We start from the raw sequence: 24,593 nt of genomic DNA on the forward strand, positions 1-24,593 counted from the left end.
ATAAGAACTCTTCATTCGCGAAAGCGCGAATGAAGGGTTCTTATTCTTATATTAGGGATTCAGAAAAGAATACACGGGTTTTCAAATCTAAGCAGATGAATATTATCAAATTTATTTCACAAAATAATGTTAAATCTTTGGATAGATATATTTTCTACATCATTTTAACCAAAGAAAAAGGAGTGATCCGTATTAAAGCTGTAATAATGGCAGGGGGAAAAGGGACCAGATTAAGACCCCTTACATGTGGGATACCAAAACCAATGGTTCCAATTCTCAACAAACCTGTAATGGAATATAGCATTAATCTATTAAAAAAATATGAAATAAGTGATATTGCTGTTACGATGGCATATCTACCTACTGTTATTACTGATTACTTTGCAGATGGATATAAATGGGGAGTTCATCTAAACTATTTTAACGAAGAAATACCACTTGGAACGGGTGGAAGCGTAAAAAATGCAGAGGATTTTCTCGACGACACATTTATTGTAATTAGCGGGGACGCCTTAACAGATTTAGACATAAAGCAGGCTGTAAAATATCATAAGATGAAAAAATCAAAGGCAACACTCGTATTAAAGAAAGAGCCAGTTCCTATAGAATATGGTGTAGTTATTACAGATGAAAGCGGCAGAATCATACGATTCCTTGAAAAGCCAAGTTGGGGAGAGGTATTCAGCGATACAATCAATACAGGTATCTATATACTAGAACCTGAAGTCTTAAACTATTACAAGAAAGGTGACAATTTTGATTTTAGTAAAGATCTTTTTCCAAGACTACTAAAAGATAATGTACCAATATTTGGGTATGTTACTGAAGATTATTGGTGTGATATTGGAGATGTCCATTCATATAAGCAAACACAATTTGACATATTAGAAGGAAAAGTAAACCTGGAATTGGACAGTATTGAAATTAAAAAAGGGATTTGGATTGGTGAAGGCTCTACTGTGAGCAGTGAAGTTGAAATCATACCACCTGTTTACATAGGAAAAAATTGCATCATCAAAAATACGAAAAAGATTGATGCGTTTACCATCATCGGAAACAATTGCAAAATAGGAAAAGATACTTCATTAAAAAGAAGCATCTTATGGAAAAATACAGTTATTGAGGATGATGCTCATTGTAGTGGAACAACGGTCTGCTCGAATGTGGTAATTAAAAAAGGAGTAAATTTATATGAAGATTCGGTTATTGGAGAAGGTACTGTATTATCAGCGGGTGTAATCGTTAAGCCTGATATTAAAATATGGCCGCATAAAAAAATTGAGGAAAATACAGTAATCAATCAGAATCTTGTATGGGGTACAAAAGCTTCAAAAACAATTTTTGGGTATAGAGATATTTCTGGAGATATTAATATTGATATTACTCCTGAATTTGCATCAAGATTAGGTGCATCCTTTGCTTCTATGATGGAAGAAGATTCTACAATTATAGTTAGCAGTGACGACGCTAAAGGATCCTATCTGATTAAAAATTCTTTGATATCAGGAGTGCTTTCAACAGGTACAGGCGTAGTAAATATAAGCAATACTGTTATACCGATGAATCGTTTTGCAGTGAGATATTATAAGGCAAACGGTGGTATACACCTAAGATCGGATCATACAAACATCAATAAAATATATATTGAACTTGTAGCGAAGAATGGTGCAAATATAGATAGAAAAATAGAAAGAGAAATCGAGCATCTATTAAATAGAGAAGATTTTGAAAGATGTAATGCAGACAAGATAAAAAATGTAGTGAACATCGATCATTTTTCATCCTTGTATGTAAAAAGTGGTATAGACCTATTGAAAAACATCTCCAAAATAAAAAGAGAAAATCCCAAAATACTTATCGCTTCAAAAACCGAAAATATCCTTCGATTTACATCAGATTTTCTTGAAAACATTGGATGTGAAGTTCAGTTTGATCGGTCAATGAATCAATATAAAACAATGAATGAATATTTATCTTGGCTAGCGAAAAAATTGCATAGGCAAAATATTGATTTTGCTGTAGTCGTTCATGAAAACGGAGAAAATTTTATCTTGATAGATAATAAAGGAAGAATTATTGAAAACGAAAAGTATATGGCCTTTGTATCACTTATGACGATCAAAAATGATCTGAAACAAAAACTTGTTTTGCCCTATATCGTTCCGAATAAGATTGAAAATATCGCGAAATCTCATAATGTGGAAGTTATACTATCAAAATCAAATCCTTCGAGTATGATGAATACAATGCTGAGTCATGAAAATGCACAAGATAATGCATTGTTTCAGTATATTCTAAACTATCATCCAATCTGGGGAATTGGAATGATCATAGATTATCTCGTTGGAAATGGATTAAAACTAAGTGACCTTGTGGATGAACTTCCTAATTTCTACTTTATAAAAAATGAAATTGCATGTGATTGGAAGCATAAGGGCAGCGTTATCAGGGAAATTATAGAAGAGAACAAAGGAAAAAACATTGAATTATTTGAGGGGGTAAAGATTCTCGATGATAAAGGTTGGGCTTTAATTCTTCCTGATAGTGAAAGACCTGTATTTAATATATATACAGAAGGATATTCCCAGGAGTATGCTGAGGAACTTTCACTTTTCTTCAGTGATAAGGTAGAACGTTTATTAAAGAATCAGAGGGAGTAATCGCCTTTGATTTTTTCATTACCTATCTATTTTGAAAGTTTTATTCATGTTATGCAGAGTACGATTGAAAGGTGTTGACGCATGAGATGTTATCTTTTTATAGAAGAAATTTTAAAAGGGAAAATAATGAATACATAGGTATTAAGGATGTTTTACTGAATCCTGAAGAGTTAAATCATCATGCAAAGGAGATTGCTAAAACCCATAACGTTTCTGGAAAGCATAAGTCAACCCAAGCTCTTTTGTATCGATTGGAAAATAATTATAAAATGATATTTTCAGTATACAAGCGCTTTAATGAAGATGCCAAAATGAATAGGGATATCTCTCCTGCTTCAGAATGGCTGCTTGATAATTTCTATAAGATTGAGGAACAAGTAAAAGAAGTAAGACAAAATCTGATGAAAGACAAATTTATAAAACTGGATACACTGAGTAGTGGTTTTTTGAAAGGCTACCCACGGACATATGGGGTAGCCCTTGAGTTGATTTCTCACACAGACGGCAGAATCGACGAAAAATTACTGATTGATTTTATAGAAGCATATCAATCACAAAAGATACTTTCTATTGCAGAAATTTGGTCTCTCTCTCTTATGATCAGAATCGCCCTTATCGAGAATATTAGAAATATATGCGAAAAAATAAATCAAACACAAAACGAATGGAGAGATGCAGAAAATGTAATTGCAAGATATCCGAATGAAATAGTGGAGGCATTTAAACAAGGAATCGAAAACAATAATAGGATATGTTCCTCCTATATCGAGCATTTTTTGAAAAAGTTGAGAAGGGAAGGCATTGATTCGGGGGAAATACTCACTTACATTGAAAAAAAGTTAAGCGAGTATAATACATCTGTTAAAAAATTAATAGATGAAGAACATCTAGAACAGGCTGCCAGAAAAATATCCATAGGAAATTCTATTGTTAGCCTTCATACTGTAGGGACAATAGATTGGAATGATATTTTTGAAACCCTAAGTATCGTTGAAGGGATATTAAGGAAAGATCCAAGTGGAATTTATCCACTCATGGACTTTCAATCACGAGATTATTACAGAAATCGTATCGAGAAAATAGCAAATAAATATAATATTTCTGAAACAAAAATTGCATGGAAAGCGATTGAATGTGCAGAGAGAGCCAATAACATAGGTCCTGAAAATAAAGTAACCCATGTAGGATATTATTTAATCGATAAGGGTATAGATGAGCTGATGAGCAAGTTAGGACTTGAGGGCGTAAAAGATCGCTTTCAAAATCAACCTTTATCCGTTTATGTATCGCCCATTATGACCATTACGATACTCATTACCCTACTTTTTATGTTTTATGCCTACGGGACTTCGGTTACCTATCGTTTTGTGATCAGCTTGCTGGCGGGTATTGTAGTTTTTATTCCGGCCAGTGATATTGCTGTAACGATCATAAACTGGACTTTGCTGCATATATTTCCACCTACATTTTTACCTAGACTTGAGTATAAAGAAGGAATCCCGGCAGATACTGCAACCATAATCGTAATGCCTACGTTACTGCCAAATGAGAAGAGAGTAAAGGAGCTTTTAGAGCAACTTGAAGTGTATTATCTCTCAAATAAGGAGGATAGGATCTTCTTTGCATTAGTAGGTGATTATAAGGATGCCGAGCATAAAGAACTGCCAGAAGACCAATTAATCGTACGGACTGCGCTAGAAGCAATAGAAAAGTTGAATAAGAAGTATGCTGATGGAAGGGATGTTTTTTATTTCTTTCACAGAGATAGGCAATATTGTGAGAAACAGAATAAGTGGATGGGCTGGGAGCGAAAAAGAGGGGCTTTGGTTGAATTTAATGAGTTGATATCTGGTGTAAAGAATACTTCATATACAATTATCTCCAGTGATATTTCTGATTTGAAACATATTAAGTATGTCATTACGATTGATGCAGATACGAATCTTCCAATTGATACAGCCAAAGAACTGATAGGAATCATTTCACATCCACTCAATAAAGCTGTTATGGATGAAAAGAATGGGGTTATCAAGGAGGGGTATGGGTTAATTCAACCTAGAATTAGTCTTAGTCTTGAAAGTGCCAACAAATCCTACTTTACAAGAATCTTTGCTGGACAGGGGGGGGTGGATCCTTATACAACTGCATTTTCTGATATTTATCAGGACCTATTTGGAGAGGGAATATTCACAGGAAAAGGTATTTATGATATCAAGATTTTTCAAAAAATATTGAAGGATGCCATACCGGATAATACGGTGTTAAGTCATGACTTGCTTGAGGGAAGCTATATTAGAGCTGGATTAGCTAGTGATATTGAACTCATAGATGGTTATCCTTCAAAATACAGTTCTTTTATGATGAGACAGCACAGATGGGTAAGGGGGGACTGGCAGTTGATAAAATGGCTAACTCCTTTTGTTCATAATCGATATAATGAAATAGTTAGAAATCCCCTATCTACTTTATCGAAATGGAAGATACTAGATAATCTAAGAAGAAGCCTTGTATCTATAAGTCTAATGGTCCTTTTTATTCTTGGATTAATCGTATTGCCCGGAAGAGCAATTGTATGGGTAGGATTTGGGATTTTTACAATTTGCTTTCCTCTTTTTATGAGTTTTGTGGATTACATAAGATTAAGATATTACAAATCCATAAGAGAGAAATTAAATGGGAATTTGATTATTGGATTAAAAGCAGCTTTTTATCAAGCAATGCTGAATTTGGTGTTTTTACCCTACCATGCCTATATCATGACAGATGCTATCGTAAGGACTCTATACAGAGTATATATTTCTAAAAGAAATATGCTTGAATGGATTACGGCAGCTGATATGGAAAGAACTCTCAAAAATGATTTTTTCAGTTGTTTTAAGAGAATGAAAATTGCAGTATTAATAGATGTTATAATCTTTTTCCTAGTGTTATGGATAAATCCAAGTAATCTTGTATACGTAGTTCCACTCGTATTGTTGTGGCTTGCGTCTCCTTATGTAGCGTTCTATGTAAGCGGAGAGGTTATTAAAAAAGTAGAGCTATTAAATGAACTGGATACTCAATTATTGAAAAAAATAGCTAGAAAAACCTGGGCTTATTATGAAGATTTTGCTGGAGAAGAGAACAATTTCCTTCCACCGGATAACTACCAAGTATACCCGCCCAATGGGGTCGCTCATCGAACTTCACCAACCAATATTGGGTTTCTTTTGATGTCCATTTTATCTGCAAGAGATTTTGGATATATATCGATAATACAAATGATGGATAAAATAGAGAAGACCATCTCGACGATTGAAAGGATGGAAACGTGGAAAGGGCATCTTTTTAATTGGTACGATACCAGAACGCTAGAAGTTTTGAGGCCGTTTTATATATCAAGTGTAGACAGCGGAAATTTTGTAACTTATTTAATCGCTGTTAAGGAAGGGCTATCAGAATATATACATAATCCTGTGATAGATATAAATCTACTGCAGGGGTTAAAGGATACAATCGAGATGATGGAAGAAAATGATAAACTTGAAATACAATACATTGATGAAATGATTGGAAGTAGAAAAATTTCGTTGACGGAGTGGATTATTTTACTTGAAACCTTATCGATAGGCCAGTACGGAAGAATAGACTTAAATACAAGGATTAACGAAATGGTAGTCAATTTTAAAAGAGAAAATGAACAGCTATTTCCTCATGCAGAAATTTTAAGTAATGCAAAAATATTCGTTACTGATGATGAGAAGTATAGAGAATTAAAGGAACAATTTGAAGAACTGCAAGGGAATATTTCTCTTGCAGGGTTAATAAAACTTTATAGCAATATGATTTATGAGATTGACAGATTAATAGATCTTGTAAAGAATCATGAAAAAGAGAATGAATATCTTGTACAACTGAAGGCCGAGATCATCAGGTTAAAGAGTAACGTTGGAAATATCCTCGAACAAATGGATGATTTGATAAATAGGATAAATCAAATCATTGATACTACACAGTTTATACATTTATATGATTCAAAGAGAAACTTATTTTCTATTGGATACGATGTGGAAAAAGAAAGTCTTACAAGTTCTTATTACGATCTTTTAGCCTCAGAAGCGAGAGCAACAAGTTATTTGGCAATAGCACGCAGAGAAATACCAAAAAAACACTGGTTCAAGTTAGGCAGAGCCTTATCTGTGATCAATGGATATAGGGGACTTGTTTCATGGACTGGTACGATGTTTGAATATTTTATGCCGAATATTATTATGAAAAATTTTGAGAATACCCTCATGGATGAGAGCTATGCAACTGTTGTGAAGGCACAAAAAAGATATGGGGATAAAAGAAATGTACCTTGGGGAGTCTCTGAATCAGGATATTATGCCTTTGACATGGTATTAAATTATCAGTACAAGGCTTTTGGAGTTCCTGATCTGGGATTGAAGCGGGGGCTTATTGATGATATGGTTGTTTCTCCATATTCTACAATTCTGGCACTTCCCTTTGATGCAAAGGGAGTGATAGAGAACTTGAAAAAATTATTAGCCGATGGACTTGAAGGAGATTACGGACTTTATGAAGCGGTGGATTATACCCTAAAAAGATTGTCTCCTGGTAGGAAAAAGGAAATCATTCAGAGCTTTATGGCCCATCATCAGGGAATGATTTTTACTGCGCTGAATAATTATCTCCATGGAAATGTTATGCAAAATAGATTTCATGCTGATCCGCGGATAAAAGTCGGTGAAATCCTACTTCAAGAAAAGGTTCCTTTAAGAGTGATTATTACAAAAGAATACAAGGAACAGATTGAGCCTTTAAAAGATGTTGATACAAGGGTTGAGAAGGTTGTTAGAAATTATGGAATCCCTGATGAAATCGTTCCGAAATGTCACTTGCTTTCCAATGGAAGATATGCTGTCATGGTTACTAATGGAGGTAATGGATACAGCAAAATGGAAGATATTCAGGTTACAAGATGGAGAGAAGACCGAATTACAGGAAAATACGGGACATATGTTTTTGTTCATAATCTATCGACAGATGAGGTTTGGTCAGCTACTTATGAGCCAATAAACAAAGAACCTGATGGATATAAAGCGATATTTTCACAGGATAAGATTGAATTTTTGAGGACAGATGAGAATATTACTACCCATACGGAAATTGTTGTATCAACGGAAGACAATGTGGAGATCAGAAGAATTACTCTTACAAATCATGGAAATGAGCCGGTTTATCTTGAAATAACGAGCTATTTTGAAACAGTGATCGGATCACAGTCGGGAGATATTGCCCATCCAGCATTCAGCAATTTATTTGTCAGAACTGAATTAGTTCCTGAATATGCCTGTTTGATCGCTTCCAGGAGACCTCGAGAGGAGCATCAAGTAACCAAATGGGCTTTTCACTCTGTAAATGTTGAAGGTGAAACGGTTGGTGGATTGCAATATGAAACCAACAGAGGAAATTTCATCGGTAGAGGAAGAACTATTTCAAATCCTATTGCATCTACGCAACCACTTACAAATACGGTGGGCATTGTCTTAGATCCAATTATGAGTTTACGAAGAAAAATCAGAATAGAATCTGGTAAGAATGCAGTTGTATCCTATATTATAGGTGTTGCAAATCATAGGGATGAAGCCATTGAATTAGCTCAGAAGTACCGTGATTATGCCGCTGTTCTCAGAACATTCCAGTTGGCCATTACGAGAAGTGAAGTAGAAGCATCCTATCTTAATTTGAAGGCAGAGGAAATCATGACCTATCAGGATATGCTTTCACAAATTATTTATTTAAGTCCGTTAAGACGAAAAAATGAGAAGATTTTGATGAAAAATTGGAAAGGTCAATCAGGTCTTTGGGCATATGGAATATCAGGAGATCTTCCAATTGTGCTTGTAAGTATTAAGCGAACAGAGGACATAGATATTGTTCGCAAATTGCTTAAAGCCCATGAATATTGGAGGACAAAGGGACTAAACGTAGATCTTATTATATTGAATGAGGATGAGAGCAATTACCTACAACCATTACAGCAATTGATCCATGACGTGGTGTTGGGAAGTAATGGAAATCACATGCTGGACAAACCCGGAGGAATTTTTATCCACAATGCGAACATAATGCCAGAAGAGGATTGGATATTGCTGTATACTGCAGCTAGAATTGTACTAAAAGGTGAAGGGGAATCAATTCATAAACAAATTCAATTAGATAATTATCAAGCTATGCCCCTGGAACAAAAAGAATTTGGTGAGAAGCGTATTACTTATATTAGTAATGATGAGCCTCTAGATACAAAATATTTTAACGGATATGGTGGTTTTGGCAAAGCTGGAAAGGAGTATATTATTAGACTAAAAGAGAATATACAAACGCCAGCTCCTTGGATAAATGTTATTGGGAACAATAAATTCGGTTTTCAGGTATCCGAGAATGGATCTGGATATACATGGTCTGAAAACAGTAGAGAAAATAAGTTGACGCCATGGTCTAATGATCCTATATCAGATACACCAGGAGAGATTATTTATATCACCGACGATGAAACGGGAGAATCTTGGTCTGTTACGCCACTGCCAATACGTGAAGAGGGAAGCTATACGATACGGCATGGGCTAGGGTATTCTGTTTTCGAGCATAATAGCCATGGTATTCGACAGGAGCTTACCATGTTTGTACCTGTTGAAGCGTCTGTAAAGATCAATTTTATCAAACTAAAAAATATTTCTAATGCAAGAAGAAAGTTTACTATTACCTATTATCTCCGACCAGTATTAGGCGTGAATGAACAGTTCACGCAACAGTTTATTACGACTGAGATGGATACAAGCAAAGAAGTAATATTGGTTAAGAACTCCTATAATTCTGATTTTCCAGGAAGAATAGCCTTTGTAGGATCATCAGAAAAAATTGTATCTTATACATGTGATCGTGCTGAATTCGTTGGAGTCAATAGTGATTTGACTAATCCAATGGCGTTAAAGGGAACGTGCCTTTCAAATACAGCAGGGGCAGGCTATGATCCTTGCGTATGTATTCAGGCTGAAATTGAGATGAGTGAAAATGAAGAAAAGGAGTTACTGTTCTTATTTGGACAAGCCAAAGAAGTGAAGACAGTTTATGAAGTTGTTGATCAATATAAAAGTATCCTGAATTGTAAAGAAGCCTTGGAAAGCGTAAAGAACTATTGGATGGAATTACTAGAAATCATTCAAGTGAAGACACCAGACCTATCCATGGATTTCATGCTGAACTATTGGTTAATGTATCAAACCATAGCTTGTAGGGTTTGGGCAAGATCAGCCTTTTATCAGTCAGGTGGCGCCTATGGTTTTAGAGATCAACTGCAAGATACAATGAATGCAGTTCTTGTTTTCCCTGAAGCTACAAAAGAGCAAATTCTGAGACATTGTGCTCATCAATTTGTTGAAGGGGATGTCCAACACTGGTGGCATCCAGGAGCTGGAGATAAAGGCATACGGACGAGATTTTCCGACGACCTGGTGTGGCTTCCATTTGTGACTGCCGAGTATATCTATATCACAGAGGATTATGAAATATTGAAAGAAGAAATTCACTTCCTTGAAGAAGAGCCATTGAGAGAACACGAGGACGAAAGATATGGAATACCCCGAATATCTGAGGAGAAGGCTTCTGTATATGACCACTGTATCAGAGCGATAGAAAAATCACTGAAATTTGGGGAGCACCGGATACCGCTTATGGGTTCAGGTGATTGGAATGATGGAATGAATACAGTAGGAAATAAGGGCAAGGGAGAGAGTGTTTGGTTAGGTTGGTTTATTTATTCTACTTTAATGAAATTTGCACCTATTTGTAAAGAAATGAATGATTCACAAAGAGGAGAAAGATATCTAGAAATTGCTGAAAAAATTGCACTGGCAATGGAAGAAAATGCATGGGATGGAGCATGGTATATAAGAGCATTTTATGATGACGGCAGTCCCTTAGGTTCGTCCAAAAACACGGAATGTATCATTGATTCCCTTGCTCAATCATGGGCAGTTATTTCGAAAGGTGGAAGAGAGAGAAGAGCAAAAGAAGGAATGAAGGCAGTAGAGCAGTATCTGATAAAAAAAGAGGAAGGGTTAATACAGCTCTTTACACCGCCATTTGATAAAAGTGATCAAAATCCTGGATATATCAAAGGTTATGTGCCAGGAGTGAGGGAAAATGGGGGGCAGTACACCCACGCAGCAACATGGGTTATCAACGCTTTTGCTATGATGGGCGAAGGTGACAAAGCTTGGGAGTTATATCATCTCATCAATCCGATCAATCATACAAGAACGCCTATAGAGTGTGCTACATATAAAGTAGAGCCATATGTGATGGCAGCAGATGTTTATGCTGTCAGTCCCCATGTGGGAAGAGGCGGCTGGACTTGGTATACTGGCGCTGCAGGATGGATGTATAAGGTTGGATTAGAACATATTTTAGGATTCAAGAAACATGGAAATCAGCTGACCATAGATCCGTGTATTCCAAAGGACTGGCTAGAATATAGCATGAAGTATAAATATATAGATACAAACTATACGATTATTGTTAAAAATCCAAACCATGTAAATAGTAAAGTAAAGTACTTACGTTTGGATGGTAAAGAAGTTGAAGAGAAACAAATTTCATTAGTGAACGATAAAAACCAACACAGCATAGAGATTATTTTAGGTGATGCGTAATGATTGATTTAAAAAGTAAAATGCTGTTCTCGTATGCCATTACGAGAGCAGCATTTTACTTGATTTATTGTCCATTCAGTTTATACCATTCGCTAATAGTTATTACTTGTCTTCCGCTTTCATGAATGGCACTCATTACTTCTTTAAAATATGACTCTTTTAGATCAATATCTTTAATATCTGTTGAATCATCTGGAATAATTCTATGGAAACTAAGAATTATTAATTTTCTATCAGAAAGTATATTATCTCTTATATTTTTTTTTGTCATGCCATGTAAAGATGTTCTCCCTAATTGCAAAGGATTAGTTGTGTCATTTCCTGGATTTGTAGTTCTTGCTGTCAAAAAGTCTTGATCCTTAAGTATTTTTAATATACTCTCATCATAACCTCCTTCAGGATAAGCAAAATGCTTATAAGCATTATCCCGTGTAAATCCATGACCTTTTATCCAGGCAGAACATCCATAAATTTCATCATATGCTTTTTCTAAGCTTACTTTTGTTAAGTTTGCATGGTGTACCGTATGATTCGATATATCCCAACCATTATTGTACATTTCAGTTAAATTGTCTAAAGTTAATCTATTCTCTTGACCGATAAAAGATGAACAAATATACAGCGTGCCTTTAATAGGTTTGATCATTTTAAAGGCCTCATATTGTGAACTCCAGCCGTCATCAAATGTTAATATGATATATTTGTCATTAATGTTTGACGGAATAATTAAATTTTCAGTATCTGAGAGTCTGGTATCTTTGGATAAATTATTGTTTTTATTAGGTAATTTATTATTGAAATGTAGTACCGAAAATACGAATACAATAATAATTGTAAAATAGAGTATATATGCTGTAGTTAATTTCAATAATCTACTCATTTTTCCTCCTATTATTAAATCAGTCGATTTTTATAATGTTTTGAATCATTTTATAAATTCCTGGAGGATAGTTTTTTGTAATTACAGTATTTGGGGTAAAACTACTACTTTCTGGTACGATTCTTCCAGGCAGTATGACAACGCCTACACCTAAATTTGTATTTTCTTTTATCCATGCACCTAACTTTTCTAAATCTGTGTTTTCATAAAATTCTCCATTCCATGAGTTTATATTAGCTCTATCAAGTCTATGGTTGGATGTTCTGACCAACGCACCTAAATATACATTCTTCTCAACCAATGAATCACCTATATAACATAAGGGGCCAATTGTAGTATTTTCTTTTATAATTGAATCTTTTATTTCTACGCCATAACCAATTCGCACATGATCATAAATGACCACATTCCCTCTTATGATAACTCCTTTACCTATCATGCAATGATTTCCGATGACAATATTACCACTAAGATGAGTATCTTTAGATATATAGCTATCTTTACCAACTGACAATGTACCTTGAAAATCTTGAAAACATTGTGTATGAGCATCCGTATCCTTTGAATACAAACAAGGTTTAGAGATATTTGCTAACTGATCTTTTAAATCTTTCCACCAGCGATATATCATAATTCACCTCCTAAGCATAATTTAATACCTTTTTACTTTAGTCCATTTTTTTTCGTTTCCTGTTACAAGACTTGGTATTCCCCAAATAATCCAACAGTAGAAAATCAAAAGGATAATAAGAATAGAGAAAGGAGAATAGAATATTAGCCACCACTTTTTACCTTGTTTACTAGCTGAATAACTAGATGCAAAGATCAGTGTAATCAACCAAATAATTAACCCAATGAAAGCACTTTTGAAATCAATAATAAATGGAATAACCATGAATACAGCTCCAAATAACCCTATTAAAAAGTTAGGTAAAATGACAGTTAATCCAAACCTGCTTAATAATAAACCCTTATGAATTCTCATACAGACTGCATACCCGCTAATCCATCTTTTCCATCTTTTAATGTCATCAGCAAAACAAGCAGCTTCTTGGCTATAAACGATGGCTTTTGCTGATTGAGCGATTTTATATCCTCTAGCAATAAGCTCCCATGTTAAATCCAAATCTTCGACGCATGTTCTATCAGGAAACATAACTTTTCTTAATACATCCACTCTATACATACCTACGCTACCCGAAACGCAAAATGGATGTCCTCCAATGATTTCGCCGCCGCATTTTCTGAAAGTGGCAAAGAAAATCTTAATAGAAGCTCGTACTTTTCCAGAAAAACTTATATTGTTTAAATCAGACCCTGGTATTCCTGCTACAGCATCTGCACCATTTTCAATAGCCTTTATTAAATAACCTAAACCATCATTATTTGGTATTCTTATATCAGCATCTGTTAGAAAAACCATTTCAGTTTCAACATAATGAATACCTTTATTAAGTGCTCCTGCCTTACCCGTGTTGAGTTGAGAAATTAAGCTAATGCGATTCGCATATATTTGTTGTAGCTGTTGAATTATTCGAACAGTCTGGTCTGTGGAGCCATCATCAACAACAATTACTCTCCGAATGAACTTATTCTCCAATAAATCATTGACTGTTTTACCTATTGTAACCTCTTCATTGTATGCAGGGACAACGGCATCAACGGAATTGTAACGATCGGAACATTCTTTTTCTCCTTTTTTCACCAAGAGCCAGATAATAAATGCAACGATAAATATGACAAAAATTAGAAACCGAGGGCTTGATAACATGCTATGAAAAAACATCATAAGCCTCCTTTTGATGTGCAATTGTATTTGTTCTAATTAGAACTCAGTTAGTCTCACGATTTCAAATGCTTCCGCAACGCCGCTATGGTATCTGCCTTGAACAGCCCTCATTTTTGCGATAGAGTAGACTGTTTCCTCTGCGAAATATGATTTGTTTCTCTGAGATTCATGGCATTTTAAGGCATCAATTTTTATTTTGAATTTTTCTAGATCACAAAGTTTAAAGAAATTAGGAGAGAATTTGGGCATGGTGGAAGGGGTTTCATAACAAATAATCTTGCTAACACTGACATTATTGAAAACTGCTAATGCACACTCGTGTGTAACAACATGATCTTGATGGAAATCATGATCTGAAGGAATATAAACAACATCTGGGATATCATCTATGATAATTTCTCGAACTCTGCTTATAATTTCATGCATATGAGAAAAAAGCTGTGTATCTGGAAAGTCTAGAAATATACATTTCAAATTTGGCGCTAAAATCTTAAATGAATTATTCTGTTCCTGGGCTCGATTTGTGGAAACGCCTCCTTTTTCACCGTTCGTCAATATGATTGATTGTATTTCATCATTTTTTAAATAATGATCGTGCAAAATAATTGCACAACCTAAATCGATATCATCTGGGTGGGCGCCTATAAATAGAACTTTCTTTTTGTTCACACTTTCAATCCCCCTATATCAAAGTTAGGACATTTAGTAAATAACAATTCCTTTTTACAAAATATATTTAACCGTATATAAAATAGAACTAGTGATTTTACTAGGTTTAATAAAATATATTAAGTAAAGAGTAAACATAATAAGGGGAGCTTATTGATGAGAAAATGTATAGTTTTGTGTGTATTTATTGTATTTTTCATTCTTTTAACCTACTATATGGTTTTTACAATATTTAATACCGATTCAGACACGAATAAAGACACACCGATAAATATGGATGAAGGTAGCTCAGAAAATAATAAAATTACTACTAACTTGAATAATGGCTGGAAACTTGTTTGGTATGACGAATTTAATGGAGCTAAATTAAACAAAGAGTATTGGTCTTTTCAGAGGGGAGGAAATGGTTGGGGTAATAATGAATTACAATACTATACAGACAGAAGAGAAAATTGTTATGTTGAAAATGGAAAATTAATAATACGAGCAATGAACGAGCACTTTGAGAATAATCAATTTACATCGGCAAGAATTATGACAAAGGGAAAAGTTGACTTTCTATATGGAAGAATAGATATTAAAGCAAGACTACCAAAAGGTAAGGGTCTATTGCCAGCTTTTTGGCTATTACCTAGTGAAGATAATTATCAAGATAGGAGAAAAAATGGGGAGATTGACATTATGGAAATGTTAGGGGATAATCCTAAAGTTATCTATGCTGTTGCTCACTATTCTATAAATGAAAAATACAAATCATGGGGAAAGTGCGAGGATAATAACATTGATTTTTCAGAAGACTTTCACATCTATTCTTTAGAATGGAACAAAAGGGAACTGAAGTGGTTTATAGACGGCAAAGATTATTATATACTCGAAATAGATAAAGTATTTAATGAGGATTATCATCCCTTTAGTAAAAGATTTTACTTAATTTTAAATATTGCTATTGGCGGTGACTGGCCGGGTAATGATTTAAGTGAAGCAATATTTCCTGCACAGATGGAAATTGACTATGTAAGATACTATAGAAAATAGATATGTATTTTAATGGATTATAAGTATTTATAAGCAATATGTCAATTTGATTCTAAAAGTTCTATTTAATGTAAGCAATATACTTATGCAATAGTAACTCTTTAATATTAATTTACGGAAGAGTTCTCTGGTAACCTAGAGAATAAAGCAGCCGTTAAAGAACGAATCGTGAGTTGAAGGAGAAAGTTCTGGTGGTGGAATAAGAAAATGAATGAAAGGAAAGTCTATCAAAGAGTCGATTCAAAAGAAGTAATTATCAATTACTGCTGCATTGACAGATATATAGGAATGTAATACAATTTTCATAATGTTAAATAAAATTTTCCAACAAAAAAATGCTGGTGCTTGGAGGTTTATCGTGGAGCAGTATATGATCAAGAAAATATTAAGTAACAATGTAGTACTCGTTGAAAAAAATCAAAAAAGTTATGTACTTGTTGGAAAAGGAATAGGTTTTGGGAAAAAGAGGGGAGCATTTCTTGAAGATCTAAACGAAATTGAAGAGAAGTTTATATCATTAGAAGGATTAGCGGATTTTGAGTATGAACATTTCTTGGAAACAGTAGATCCAAAGATTATAGAATTATGCAAGAAAATTATAGAAATGGTAGCTTGTGAGTTAGATGAAAACCTAAATCCTAAGATTCACGCTGGATTGATTGATCACGTAAACTTAGCGATCAAAAGGTTGATGGAAGGTATTGAAATCGTGAATCCTTTTCTATTTGAGACAAAGCTATTGTATCCTGTTGAATATGAACTTGCTGAAAAAGCTGTATCAATATTAAAAGAGAATTTGGAGATGAATATTCCAGAAGCTGAGATTGGTTTTTTGGCTTTACATCTTTATGGTGGAAGAGGAAACAATGACAAAGAAGAAGCTTTGAAGCATTCAAAAATGATGAATCAGATTTTAAGTCATGTAGGAAAAAAATTAGAGATTGATATGGACAAGTATCCTTTTGACTGTCAACGATTGATGATGCATTTAATAGGTGTTATGAGTAGAGTAAAAAAGAATCAATGTATAGAAAAAAACTTCGTGTCAAAGCTGAAAGATGATCTTAGATATGAATTCAAGGTGGCTTATGACATATCAAAAATATTGGAAAAAACATTGAAGCTTCGTGTTCCGGAAAGTGAAGTGGGCTATATTGCTCTCCATTTGCACAGATTAAATAGTTATAAGCGCTAATATATTGTTATGAATTGGGCATGAACTAATTGCTTAAGATGAAACGAACCTTTGGATTTCGTTTAAGCTGTTAATTTGTGTCTTTTTTATAAACGAATGAGGAGGACACCGTATGAAAAAAGGGAGAGGCCATTATTTTTCGATCCTTCAAAAAATAGGCCAGTCCTTAATGATTCCTGTATCTGTTCTGCCTGCTGCTGGATTGCTCGTGGCATTGGGGAGGATGATACAAAATATATCTCAAGTAGCCGCAGGAACGCAGAGCAAGTTGTTTTTTGGATTTGGTCAAATTCTGTACAGCGGTGGGATGGCCATCTTTGAACAACTGCCAGTCGTATTTGCGGTAGGGGTTGCCATTGGATTTACAAGTGGCGCAGGTGTGGCTGCATTGTCATCTGTAGTCGGATATTTTACCATATTGAATGTAATCAGCGTTTTAGGGGAAATCCGACAATTAGGATTTGAAATGAATACAGGTGTTTTTGGCGGAATTATGATAGGCCTAGTAACTGCGAGGATTTATAATAAATACTCTGAAACAAAATTTCATCCTATATTTGGATTTTTCTCAGGCAAAAGATTGGTGCCAATCATTACCGCCGTGGCAGCGATTGGTATGGGTCTATGCTTTGGATTTATATGGCCTCCAATACAAGAACGGATAAGGGAATTTGGTATCTACATAACCAGTTCTTCACTGGGACCTGCATTTTATGCAGCTGGGAAAAGACTGCTGATTCCTGTTGGATTACATCACGTTTACTACCCTCCCTTTCTATTTGAATTTGGTGAATTCATTACGAATACTGGTCAAATACTGCACGGGGAGAGTCCAAGATATTTTGCCGGAGACCCTGCAGCAGGCAAATTTATGGCCTCGGAGTTTCCAATTATGTTGTTCGGATTACCTGCTGCTGCCCTTGCTATGGTTCTTCGGGCAGACAAAAATAAAAGAAGAGTTATCTCTGGAATCATGCTTTCAGCAGCCCTGACTTCGATGATTACTGGAATTACTGAGCCCATAGAATTTACATTTATTTTTGTAGGCCCAATGCTGTATGTATTTCATGTAGGGGCTGCCTTTCTATCGGGTGTATTGACTAATTATTTCAATGTACGATTAGGGTACACATTTTCAGCATCTTTGATCGATTATATTGTGGGATTTTATAATCAAGAAAACAGTATTTACTTATTCTTAGTGATTGGACCTATTATAGGGATTCTTTACTTTACGGTATTCTATTGGTTGATAGGAGCTTTGAACATTAAAACCCTCGGGAGAGAGGGCGAAGAGCAGCAAGAGATTTTTATGACGCCTGCTTCAGAAAAAGCCGTTGAAGTATTAAAAGCATTGGGTGATGTAGAAAATATTCAACATATTGATGCGTGCATCACGAGATTAAGACTTGCAGTCCAAGATTTTGACAAGGTGGATCAGAATAGATTGAGACAGCTTGGTGCAGCAGGCATATTTCATGCAGGAAGTGGTAACTTTCAAGCAATATTTGGAACAGAAGCAGATATGCTCAGAGATCAAATAAAAAGTATAATAGGAAAGCACAGATATGATCAAGTTGAAGAAAGCTCTGATATGGATGTTGAAGTAAATAGACTTAAGGGAGAAAAAAGAGAACAGCAGCATGTTCTGATTTATGCGCCAATTTCAGGTGAAATTATGCAACTTGAAGAAGTGCCAGATGATTTATTTGCAGAAAAAATCATTGGGGACGGGATTGCGATCTATCCTTCTGATCATGTTGTCTGCTCTCCTGTGAATGGCGAGGTTATTCAATTGTTTCGGACAAATCATGCAATAGGAATACTATCGGAAGAAGGTGTAGAGATATTAATTCATATCGGGATTGATACAGTAAAAATGAATGGAGAGGGATTTCAAGTATCTGTATCCCAAGGAGACAAAGTAAGAATAGGTGATCATTTAATGACCTTTGATCCCACATGCATTCAAAAAAAAGCAAAGTCTATCATAACACCCATTATTATCATAAATAATGATGATTTTAATGGAATACAAGTATTAAAAGAAGGAAAGATCAAAACAAAAGATGAATTGCTAAAGATACATTTATAAATATACTCAAAGAATTTTCTTAAGCGATTACTAGAGCAGTAAGCCATAAGCCTACGCTTATCACATAAAGTATATTTGTGTAGGGGTGGACGACTCTGTCCGCCCATTGGGCTGAATTTTCTACAGAACGAAAGGGTATTCGTTCTAAAAAAGTAGGTTTCTTAGTCGTATATTCATATTGCATGTAGAAAAAAGAAGAAAAATGTTGAATGTGAAAACGTTTTATGTTAATATAATTTTAAATTACTAAAAAATGATACTACGTGTTACTGATACGATCAGGCATGAGTGAAAGATGTGTTGAGATAGTATATCTCTATTTCAACCGTCTTTGCTCATGCCTTTTTTCGTAGTATCGTACAAGAAAAGGAGAGATCAATATGTTTAAAAAAGCATTTGGAGTTTTACAACAAGTTGGTAAAGCCCTCATGTTACCGGTAGCCATATTGCCAGCTGCTGGACTACTGCTGGCCTTTGGTAACGCGTTCCAGAATCCAGCACTGTTGGAAAAAATACCATCATTAGGTGCAGCTTGGATCCAATTGGTTGCAAGAGTGATGGAACAATCCGGTGGTATTGTCTTCGCAAATCTTCCCTTATTGTTTGCTGTGGGTGTAGCTGTAGGATTGGCTGGAGGAGAAGGGGTAGCAGGATTGGCTGCCATTGTAGGGTACTTGGTAATGAACGTAACAATGGGTATCATTGCCAACGTTACGCCAGATTTATTGGGTACGAGTCCGGCTTATACCAGTGCATTAGGCATTCCAACACTTCAAACGGGCGTGTTTGGTGGTATTATCATAGGGGTACTGGCTGCATCTCTATATAAGAAGTACTATAACATTGAGCTTCCGCCATATCTAGGATTCTTTGCAGGCAAGCGCTTTGTTCCAATTATTACGGCTGTTTCTTCTCTTGGATTAGGGATTGCCATGACTTTTGTTTGGCCCCCGATTCAAAGTGGTTTAAACGCATTTTCCTATGGAATGATTGATGCAAATAAAACTTTAGCAGCATTTATATTTGGAGTCATCGAACGTTCATTAATTCCATTTGGATTACACCATATCTTCTATAATCCGTTCTGGTATGAATTTGGTGAATATGTAAATAAAGCAGGAGAATTAGTTCGTGGGGATCAAAGTATTTTCTTTGCTCAGTTAAAGGATAATGTTCCATTTACTGCGGGTACTTTTATGACTGGTAAATTCCCATTTATGATGTTTGGTTTACCGGCAGCCGCCTTGGCTATGTATCATGAAGCCCATGAAGATAAGAAAAAGTACGTTGCAGGGATTATGATGTCTGCGGCATTGACATCATTCTTGACAGGGATTACAGAACCGATAGAATTTACTTTCTTGTTCGTGGCACCAGCACTATTTGCAGTGCATGCGGTGTTTGCAGGATTATCATTTATGACCATGCATATTTTAAATGTAAAGATTGGTATGACATTCTCTGGCGGTGTGATTGACTATTTACTGTTCGGAGTATTGCCAAACCGAACAGCTTGGTGGTTGGTTATTCCAGTAGGATTACTATTCTCCGCGATTTATTATTTTGGATTCCGCTTTGCCATTAGAAAATGGAATATTAAAACACCTGGACGTGACGATAGTGAAACAGAAGTGAATAATGGTGGTGTAATAGCAGGAGAACTGGCAATAGGCGTTTTAGAAGCGTTGGGAGGAAAAGCAAATATTCGAAATCTGGATGCATGCATTACTCGCCTTCGTATAAGCGTGAAAGATGTTAAAAAAGTAGATAAAGGACGACTTAAGAATCTAGGTGCTTCTGGGGTGCTTGAAGTTGGCGACAATGTACAAGCTATCTTCGGACCAAAGTCAGATCAATTAAAGACACAGATCAAAGAAATAATGGATGGTAATGTACCGTCAGAAATGATAGCATCGCAAAAAATCAATGAAATTACAGGAAAAGATGATGTGGTGATTCCTGTGAGTGGAAAGATATTACAGCTAGAGGAAGTGCCAGACCAGGTCTTTTCAAAGAAAATGATGGGAGACGGTTTTGCAATTGATCCAATAAATGGTGAAGTAGTTTCACCTGTGAACGGGAAGGTGACTACTTTATTCCCAACAAAACATGCTGTAGGTATTGTAGCTGAGAATGGTCTTGAGATCTTAATCCACTTTGGAATTGATACCGTTAATTTAAAAGGAAAGGGATTTGAAGCCCTTGTAAAGCAAGGAGACAGCGTAAAAGTGGGACAGCCTATTTTACGTGTAGATTTAAACACAGTAAAAGAACAAGCAACTTCCATCATTACACCGATCATTTTTACAAACCTATCAGAAGGTCAAAGTGTGTCCTTTGAGATGGGGAGTCAGGTAAAATCAGGTGAAAGAGATAGGGTAACAATTAAATAGTCATCGATTATAAAATAAAAATCAGGCTTCTGTTCGATGGATGCATATCTGGCTAAGTTATTCATCCTCGGGCAGAGGCTTCATTCCTAAAAACTTTAAAACAATTGAGGAGGAAATGAACATGGAAAAAATTGTAAAAATATTGAACGAAACAGGATTGCATGCAAGACCTGCATCCTTATTGGTAAAAGCAGCGACTCCTTTTTCTTCAGAAATCACAATAGAATTCAAGGATAATGTCTTTATTGCAAAATCTATCATGAGTATTTTAAGTGCTGGTCTGCAAAAAGGAGACGAGATTAAAATTGTTGCAAAAGGTTCAGATGAGAAGGAAGCAGTCGAAGCATTAGCAGACCTTATTAACTCAAAATTTGGCGAATAATAAGGAGGTTTCAAATATGATCATGGGAACAGGAGCTTCTCCGGGTATTGCCTTAGGAAAAGCATTGATTATAAAGGACGAACCTTTGAGAATAGAAAAGGAAACAATGATAAATGTAGAAGCAGAGAAGGAAAAACTACTCGAAGCTTTGGAAGTTTCAAAATTAGAAATAACGAAGATCAGAAACAAAGTAGTTCACGAAATAGGTGAGGAGAAAGCATCCATTTTTGATGCTCATAAAATGATCTTGGAAGATCCTGAGTTCATCGGAAATATTATTAGTAAGATTGAATCAGAAAAACTGAATGCTGCCTATGCGTTGAAACAAATTGCTGAGGAGTTCATCACTATTTTTGAGGCGATGGACAATGCCTATATGAAAGAGAGAGCAGCGGATATTAGAGATGTATCTGACCGGGTTCTGAGGAATATTACAGGACAGAAAATGATTGACCTGTCAATGCTTGAAGAGGATGTAATCTTGATTGCCCACGATTTAACCCCTTCAGATACGGCCACCATGAATAAGGAAAAAGTATTAGGTTTTCTTACGAATGTTGGAGGGAGAACATCCCATACGGCTATTATGGCCAGGACCCTTGAAATACCAGCAGTAGTTGGTTTGAAGGACATTACAGAAAAGTTAGTATCCCAAGATTTTGTCATCCTCAATGGAGAAACAGGAGAGATCATGGTCAATCCATCGGAAGAAGAAGTCAGACGATACAAAGAATTGAAATTAGCCTTTGAAAAAGAGAGAGCGGCTTTAGATGCAGTAAAAGGGAAAGAGAGCATGACAACAGACGGCAGAAAGGTGGAACTTGCAGGGAATATAGGTACACCTCAGGATATTGGCGGTCTACAAAAGAATGATGCAGAGGGTGTAGGTTTATTTAGAACAGAATTTATCTATATGAACAAAGATGCGCTTCCTAGTGAAGAAGAACAATTCGGTGCATACAAAGAGGTGTTGGAAGCATTGAATCCAAAACCTGTGGTGATAAGAACCTTAGATATCGGAGGCGACAAGAAACTTTCTTATCTTAAGATTGATGAAGAGATGAACCCATTCTTAGGATATCGGGCGATTCGTTTGTGCCTAAATGAACAAGAAATTTTCAAAACACAGTTGAGAGCCTTATTAAGAGCGAGTGTACATGGAAATCTAAAGATCATGTTTCCGATGATTTCGAGTTTGGAAGAACTTTTGGAAGCAAAGAGCGCATTGAATAGGGTAAAGGAAGAAATGGATCAAGAGGGTATAATCTATGCTAGCAATATTGAAATAGGAATGATGATTGAAATTCCTTCTGCTGCAATCATGAGTGATATTTTTGCAAAGCATGTAGACTTTTTTAGCATAGGAACCAATGATTTGATCCAGTATACTTGTGCAGTAGACAGAATGAATGAAAAAATTAATCATCTTTACCAACCCTTCAATCCAGGCGTGCTAAGATTGATAAAAACAGTTATTAATAACGGTCACAAGGAAGGAATATGGGTAGGTATGTGCGGTGAAATGGCCGGGGATAAGAAGATGATCCCAATTCTGCTGGGAATGGGGCTTGACGAATTCAGTATGAGTCCAACATCTATTTTACCTACAAGGAAACTGATTCAAACACTAACTTATGATGCTGCGAAGAAGCTTGCGGAGGAAGTATTGTCCATGGGCACAGTAAATGAAATAGAGGCGTACATGGAAAAATTCAATCAAGCATAATATGGAAACAGGCCATAGCAGCGAAAATATAAATTTTTTGATTCTGTTGGTAGAGATAGCAGGACGTTGAAGTTAAGGGGGCGTGGGAATTTGAAAACAATTGGTGTTCTAACAAGCGGGGGAGATGCTCCAGGTATGAATGCAGCCATTCGAGCTGTAGTAAGAGCAGGTATTTATAATAACCTTAAGGTGATAGGAATAGAAAGAGGATATGACGGATTAATCAATGGCAAAATTAAAGAAATGGATCTATCTTCCGTTGCGGATATTATCCATAGAGGCGGAACCATTTTAAAAACAGCCCGATGTGAAGAATTCAAAACAGAAGAAGGTCGAAAGAAAGCATTGAATGTATTAAATGTTTTCGGGATCGATGGACTTGTTGTGATCGGCGGAGACGGGTCCTTTATGGGAGCGCAAAAACTGAGTCAATCAGGGATTCAAACCATCGGGATACCTGGTACAATCGATAATGATTTGGGGTATACAGATTATACAATTGGCTTTGATACCGCCATCAACACCGTTCTAGAATCCATTAGTAAGTTGAGAGATACTTCGACATCCCATGGACGAGCAAACGTCATTGAAGTAATGGGAAGACATTGTGGGGATATAGCACTTTATACAGGTTTGGCAGGTGGTGCAGAGAGTATCATCGTGCCAGAAGTAGACTTCGAGACGGGCGATGTGTGCGAAAAGCTTATTAGAGGAAAAACGAGAGGAAAATTACACAGCATTATTATGCTTGCTGAAGGTATTGGAAATGCCTTTGAACTAGGAAAAGAAATTGAAGGTAAAACGGGTATAGAAACAAAAGTAACTGTATTGGGGCACATTCAAAGAGGCGGAAATCCTACGGCCTTTGACAGAGTCTTTGCAAGCAAAATGGGAGCAAGAGCTGTTGAACTATTGCTAGATGGTAAATCAGGCAGAGCGCTAGGCATTCATAATAACAAAATTATCGATATAGATATCCATGAAGCCCTTTCAAAGAAAAAGAGATTTGATGAAGACATGTATCGATTGGCAAAAATACTTTCAATTTAAGGAAAGCTGTTAGCAGAAGGGTT

The 24,593-nt window shown here is 35.7% G+C and carries 13 protein-coding genes; 9 read left to right on the forward strand and 4 right to left on the reverse strand.

Annotation, left to right across the window (positions count from 1 at the left end):
• Positions 1–95 precede the first annotated feature (95 nt).
• Positions 96–2,660, forward strand: a complete 2,565-nt coding sequence (locus HNQ80_RS19495) for a sugar phosphate nucleotidyltransferase (protein ID WP_207727107.1) — start codon at positions 96–98, stop codon at positions 2,658–2,660.
• Between the two features lie 74 nt (positions 2,661–2,734).
• Complete coding sequence (locus HNQ80_RS19500; protein ID WP_243183420.1) at positions 2,735–11,356, forward strand: GH36-type glycosyl hydrolase domain-containing protein; 8,622 nt, start codon at positions 2,735–2,737, stop codon at positions 11,354–11,356.
• A gap of 64 nt (positions 11,357–11,420) precedes the next feature.
• Here HNQ80_RS19500 and HNQ80_RS19505 read toward each other — a convergent pair whose 3' ends face one another.
• From HNQ80_RS19505 to HNQ80_RS19520, 4 genes are read right to left on the reverse strand one after another with little or no spacing between them, the layout of a single operon-like run.
• Positions 11,421–12,236: a polysaccharide deacetylase family protein gene (locus tag HNQ80_RS19505; protein ID WP_184312368.1), complete on the reverse strand. Its 816-nt coding sequence runs from the start codon at positions 12,234–12,236 to the stop codon at positions 11,421–11,423.
• Between the two features lie 19 nt (positions 12,237–12,255).
• A complete protein-coding gene (locus HNQ80_RS19510) occupies positions 12,256–12,867 on the reverse strand; it encodes an LbetaH domain-containing protein (protein ID WP_184312369.1) in 612 nt (203 codons plus the stop codon).
• A gap of 21 nt (positions 12,868–12,888) precedes the next feature.
• Positions 12,889–14,022, reverse strand: coding sequence for a glycosyltransferase (locus HNQ80_RS19515; RefSeq protein WP_184312370.1), 1,134 nt, complete (start codon positions 14,020–14,022; stop codon positions 12,889–12,891).
• Positions 14,023–14,061: 39 nt separating this feature from the next.
• Positions 14,062–14,694 carry a PIG-L deacetylase family protein gene (locus HNQ80_RS19520; RefSeq protein ID WP_184312371.1) on the reverse strand — a complete coding sequence of 211 codons (633 nt, stop codon included), beginning with the start codon at positions 14,692–14,694 and terminating at the stop codon, positions 14,062–14,064.
• Between the two features lie 156 nt (positions 14,695–14,850).
• Here HNQ80_RS19520 and HNQ80_RS19525 point away from each other — a divergent pair, with 156 nt between their 5' ends.
• From HNQ80_RS19525 to pfkA, 7 genes are all read left to right on the forward strand, one after another.
• Positions 14,851–15,729, forward strand: a complete 879-nt coding sequence (locus HNQ80_RS19525) for a glycoside hydrolase family 16 protein (RefSeq protein WP_184312372.1) — start codon at positions 14,851–14,853, stop codon at positions 15,727–15,729.
• A 358-nt stretch (positions 15,730–16,087) separates the two neighbouring features.
• Positions 16,088–16,924 carry a BglG family transcription antiterminator gene (locus HNQ80_RS19530; protein WP_330602965.1) on the forward strand — a complete coding sequence of 279 codons (837 nt, stop codon included), beginning with the start codon at positions 16,088–16,090 and terminating at the stop codon, positions 16,922–16,924.
• A gap of 112 nt (positions 16,925–17,036) precedes the next feature.
• Positions 17,037–19,019 (forward strand): PTS transporter subunit IIABC, encoded by a 1,983-nt coding sequence (locus HNQ80_RS19535; protein WP_184312374.1) that lies wholly within the window; start codon positions 17,037–17,039, stop codon positions 19,017–19,019.
• A gap of 380 nt (positions 19,020–19,399) precedes the next feature.
• A complete protein-coding gene (ptsG, locus tag HNQ80_RS19540; RefSeq protein ID WP_184312375.1) occupies positions 19,400–21,412 on the forward strand; it encodes a glucose-specific PTS transporter subunit IIBC in 2,013 nt (670 codons plus the stop codon).
• Between the two features lie 121 nt (positions 21,413–21,533).
• Positions 21,534–21,794, forward strand: coding sequence for an HPr family phosphocarrier protein (locus tag HNQ80_RS19545; protein ID WP_184312376.1), 261 nt, complete (start codon positions 21,534–21,536; stop codon positions 21,792–21,794).
• Between the two features lie 16 nt (positions 21,795–21,810).
• Positions 21,811–23,520 carry a phosphoenolpyruvate--protein phosphotransferase gene (gene ptsP / locus HNQ80_RS19550; protein ID WP_184312377.1) on the forward strand — a complete coding sequence of 570 codons (1,710 nt, stop codon included), beginning with the start codon at positions 21,811–21,813 and terminating at the stop codon, positions 23,518–23,520.
• 90 nt (positions 23,521–23,610) lie between these two features.
• Complete coding sequence (gene pfkA, locus HNQ80_RS19555) at positions 23,611–24,570, forward strand: 6-phosphofructokinase (RefSeq protein ID WP_184312378.1); 960 nt, start codon at positions 23,611–23,613, stop codon at positions 24,568–24,570.
• Positions 24,571–24,593: the final 23 nt, after the last annotated feature.

Source organism: Anaerosolibacter carboniphilus (assembly GCF_014205875.1).
GTDB classification, from domain to species: domain Bacteria; phylum Bacillota; class Clostridia; order Peptostreptococcales; family Thermotaleaceae; genus Anaerosolibacter; species Anaerosolibacter carboniphilus.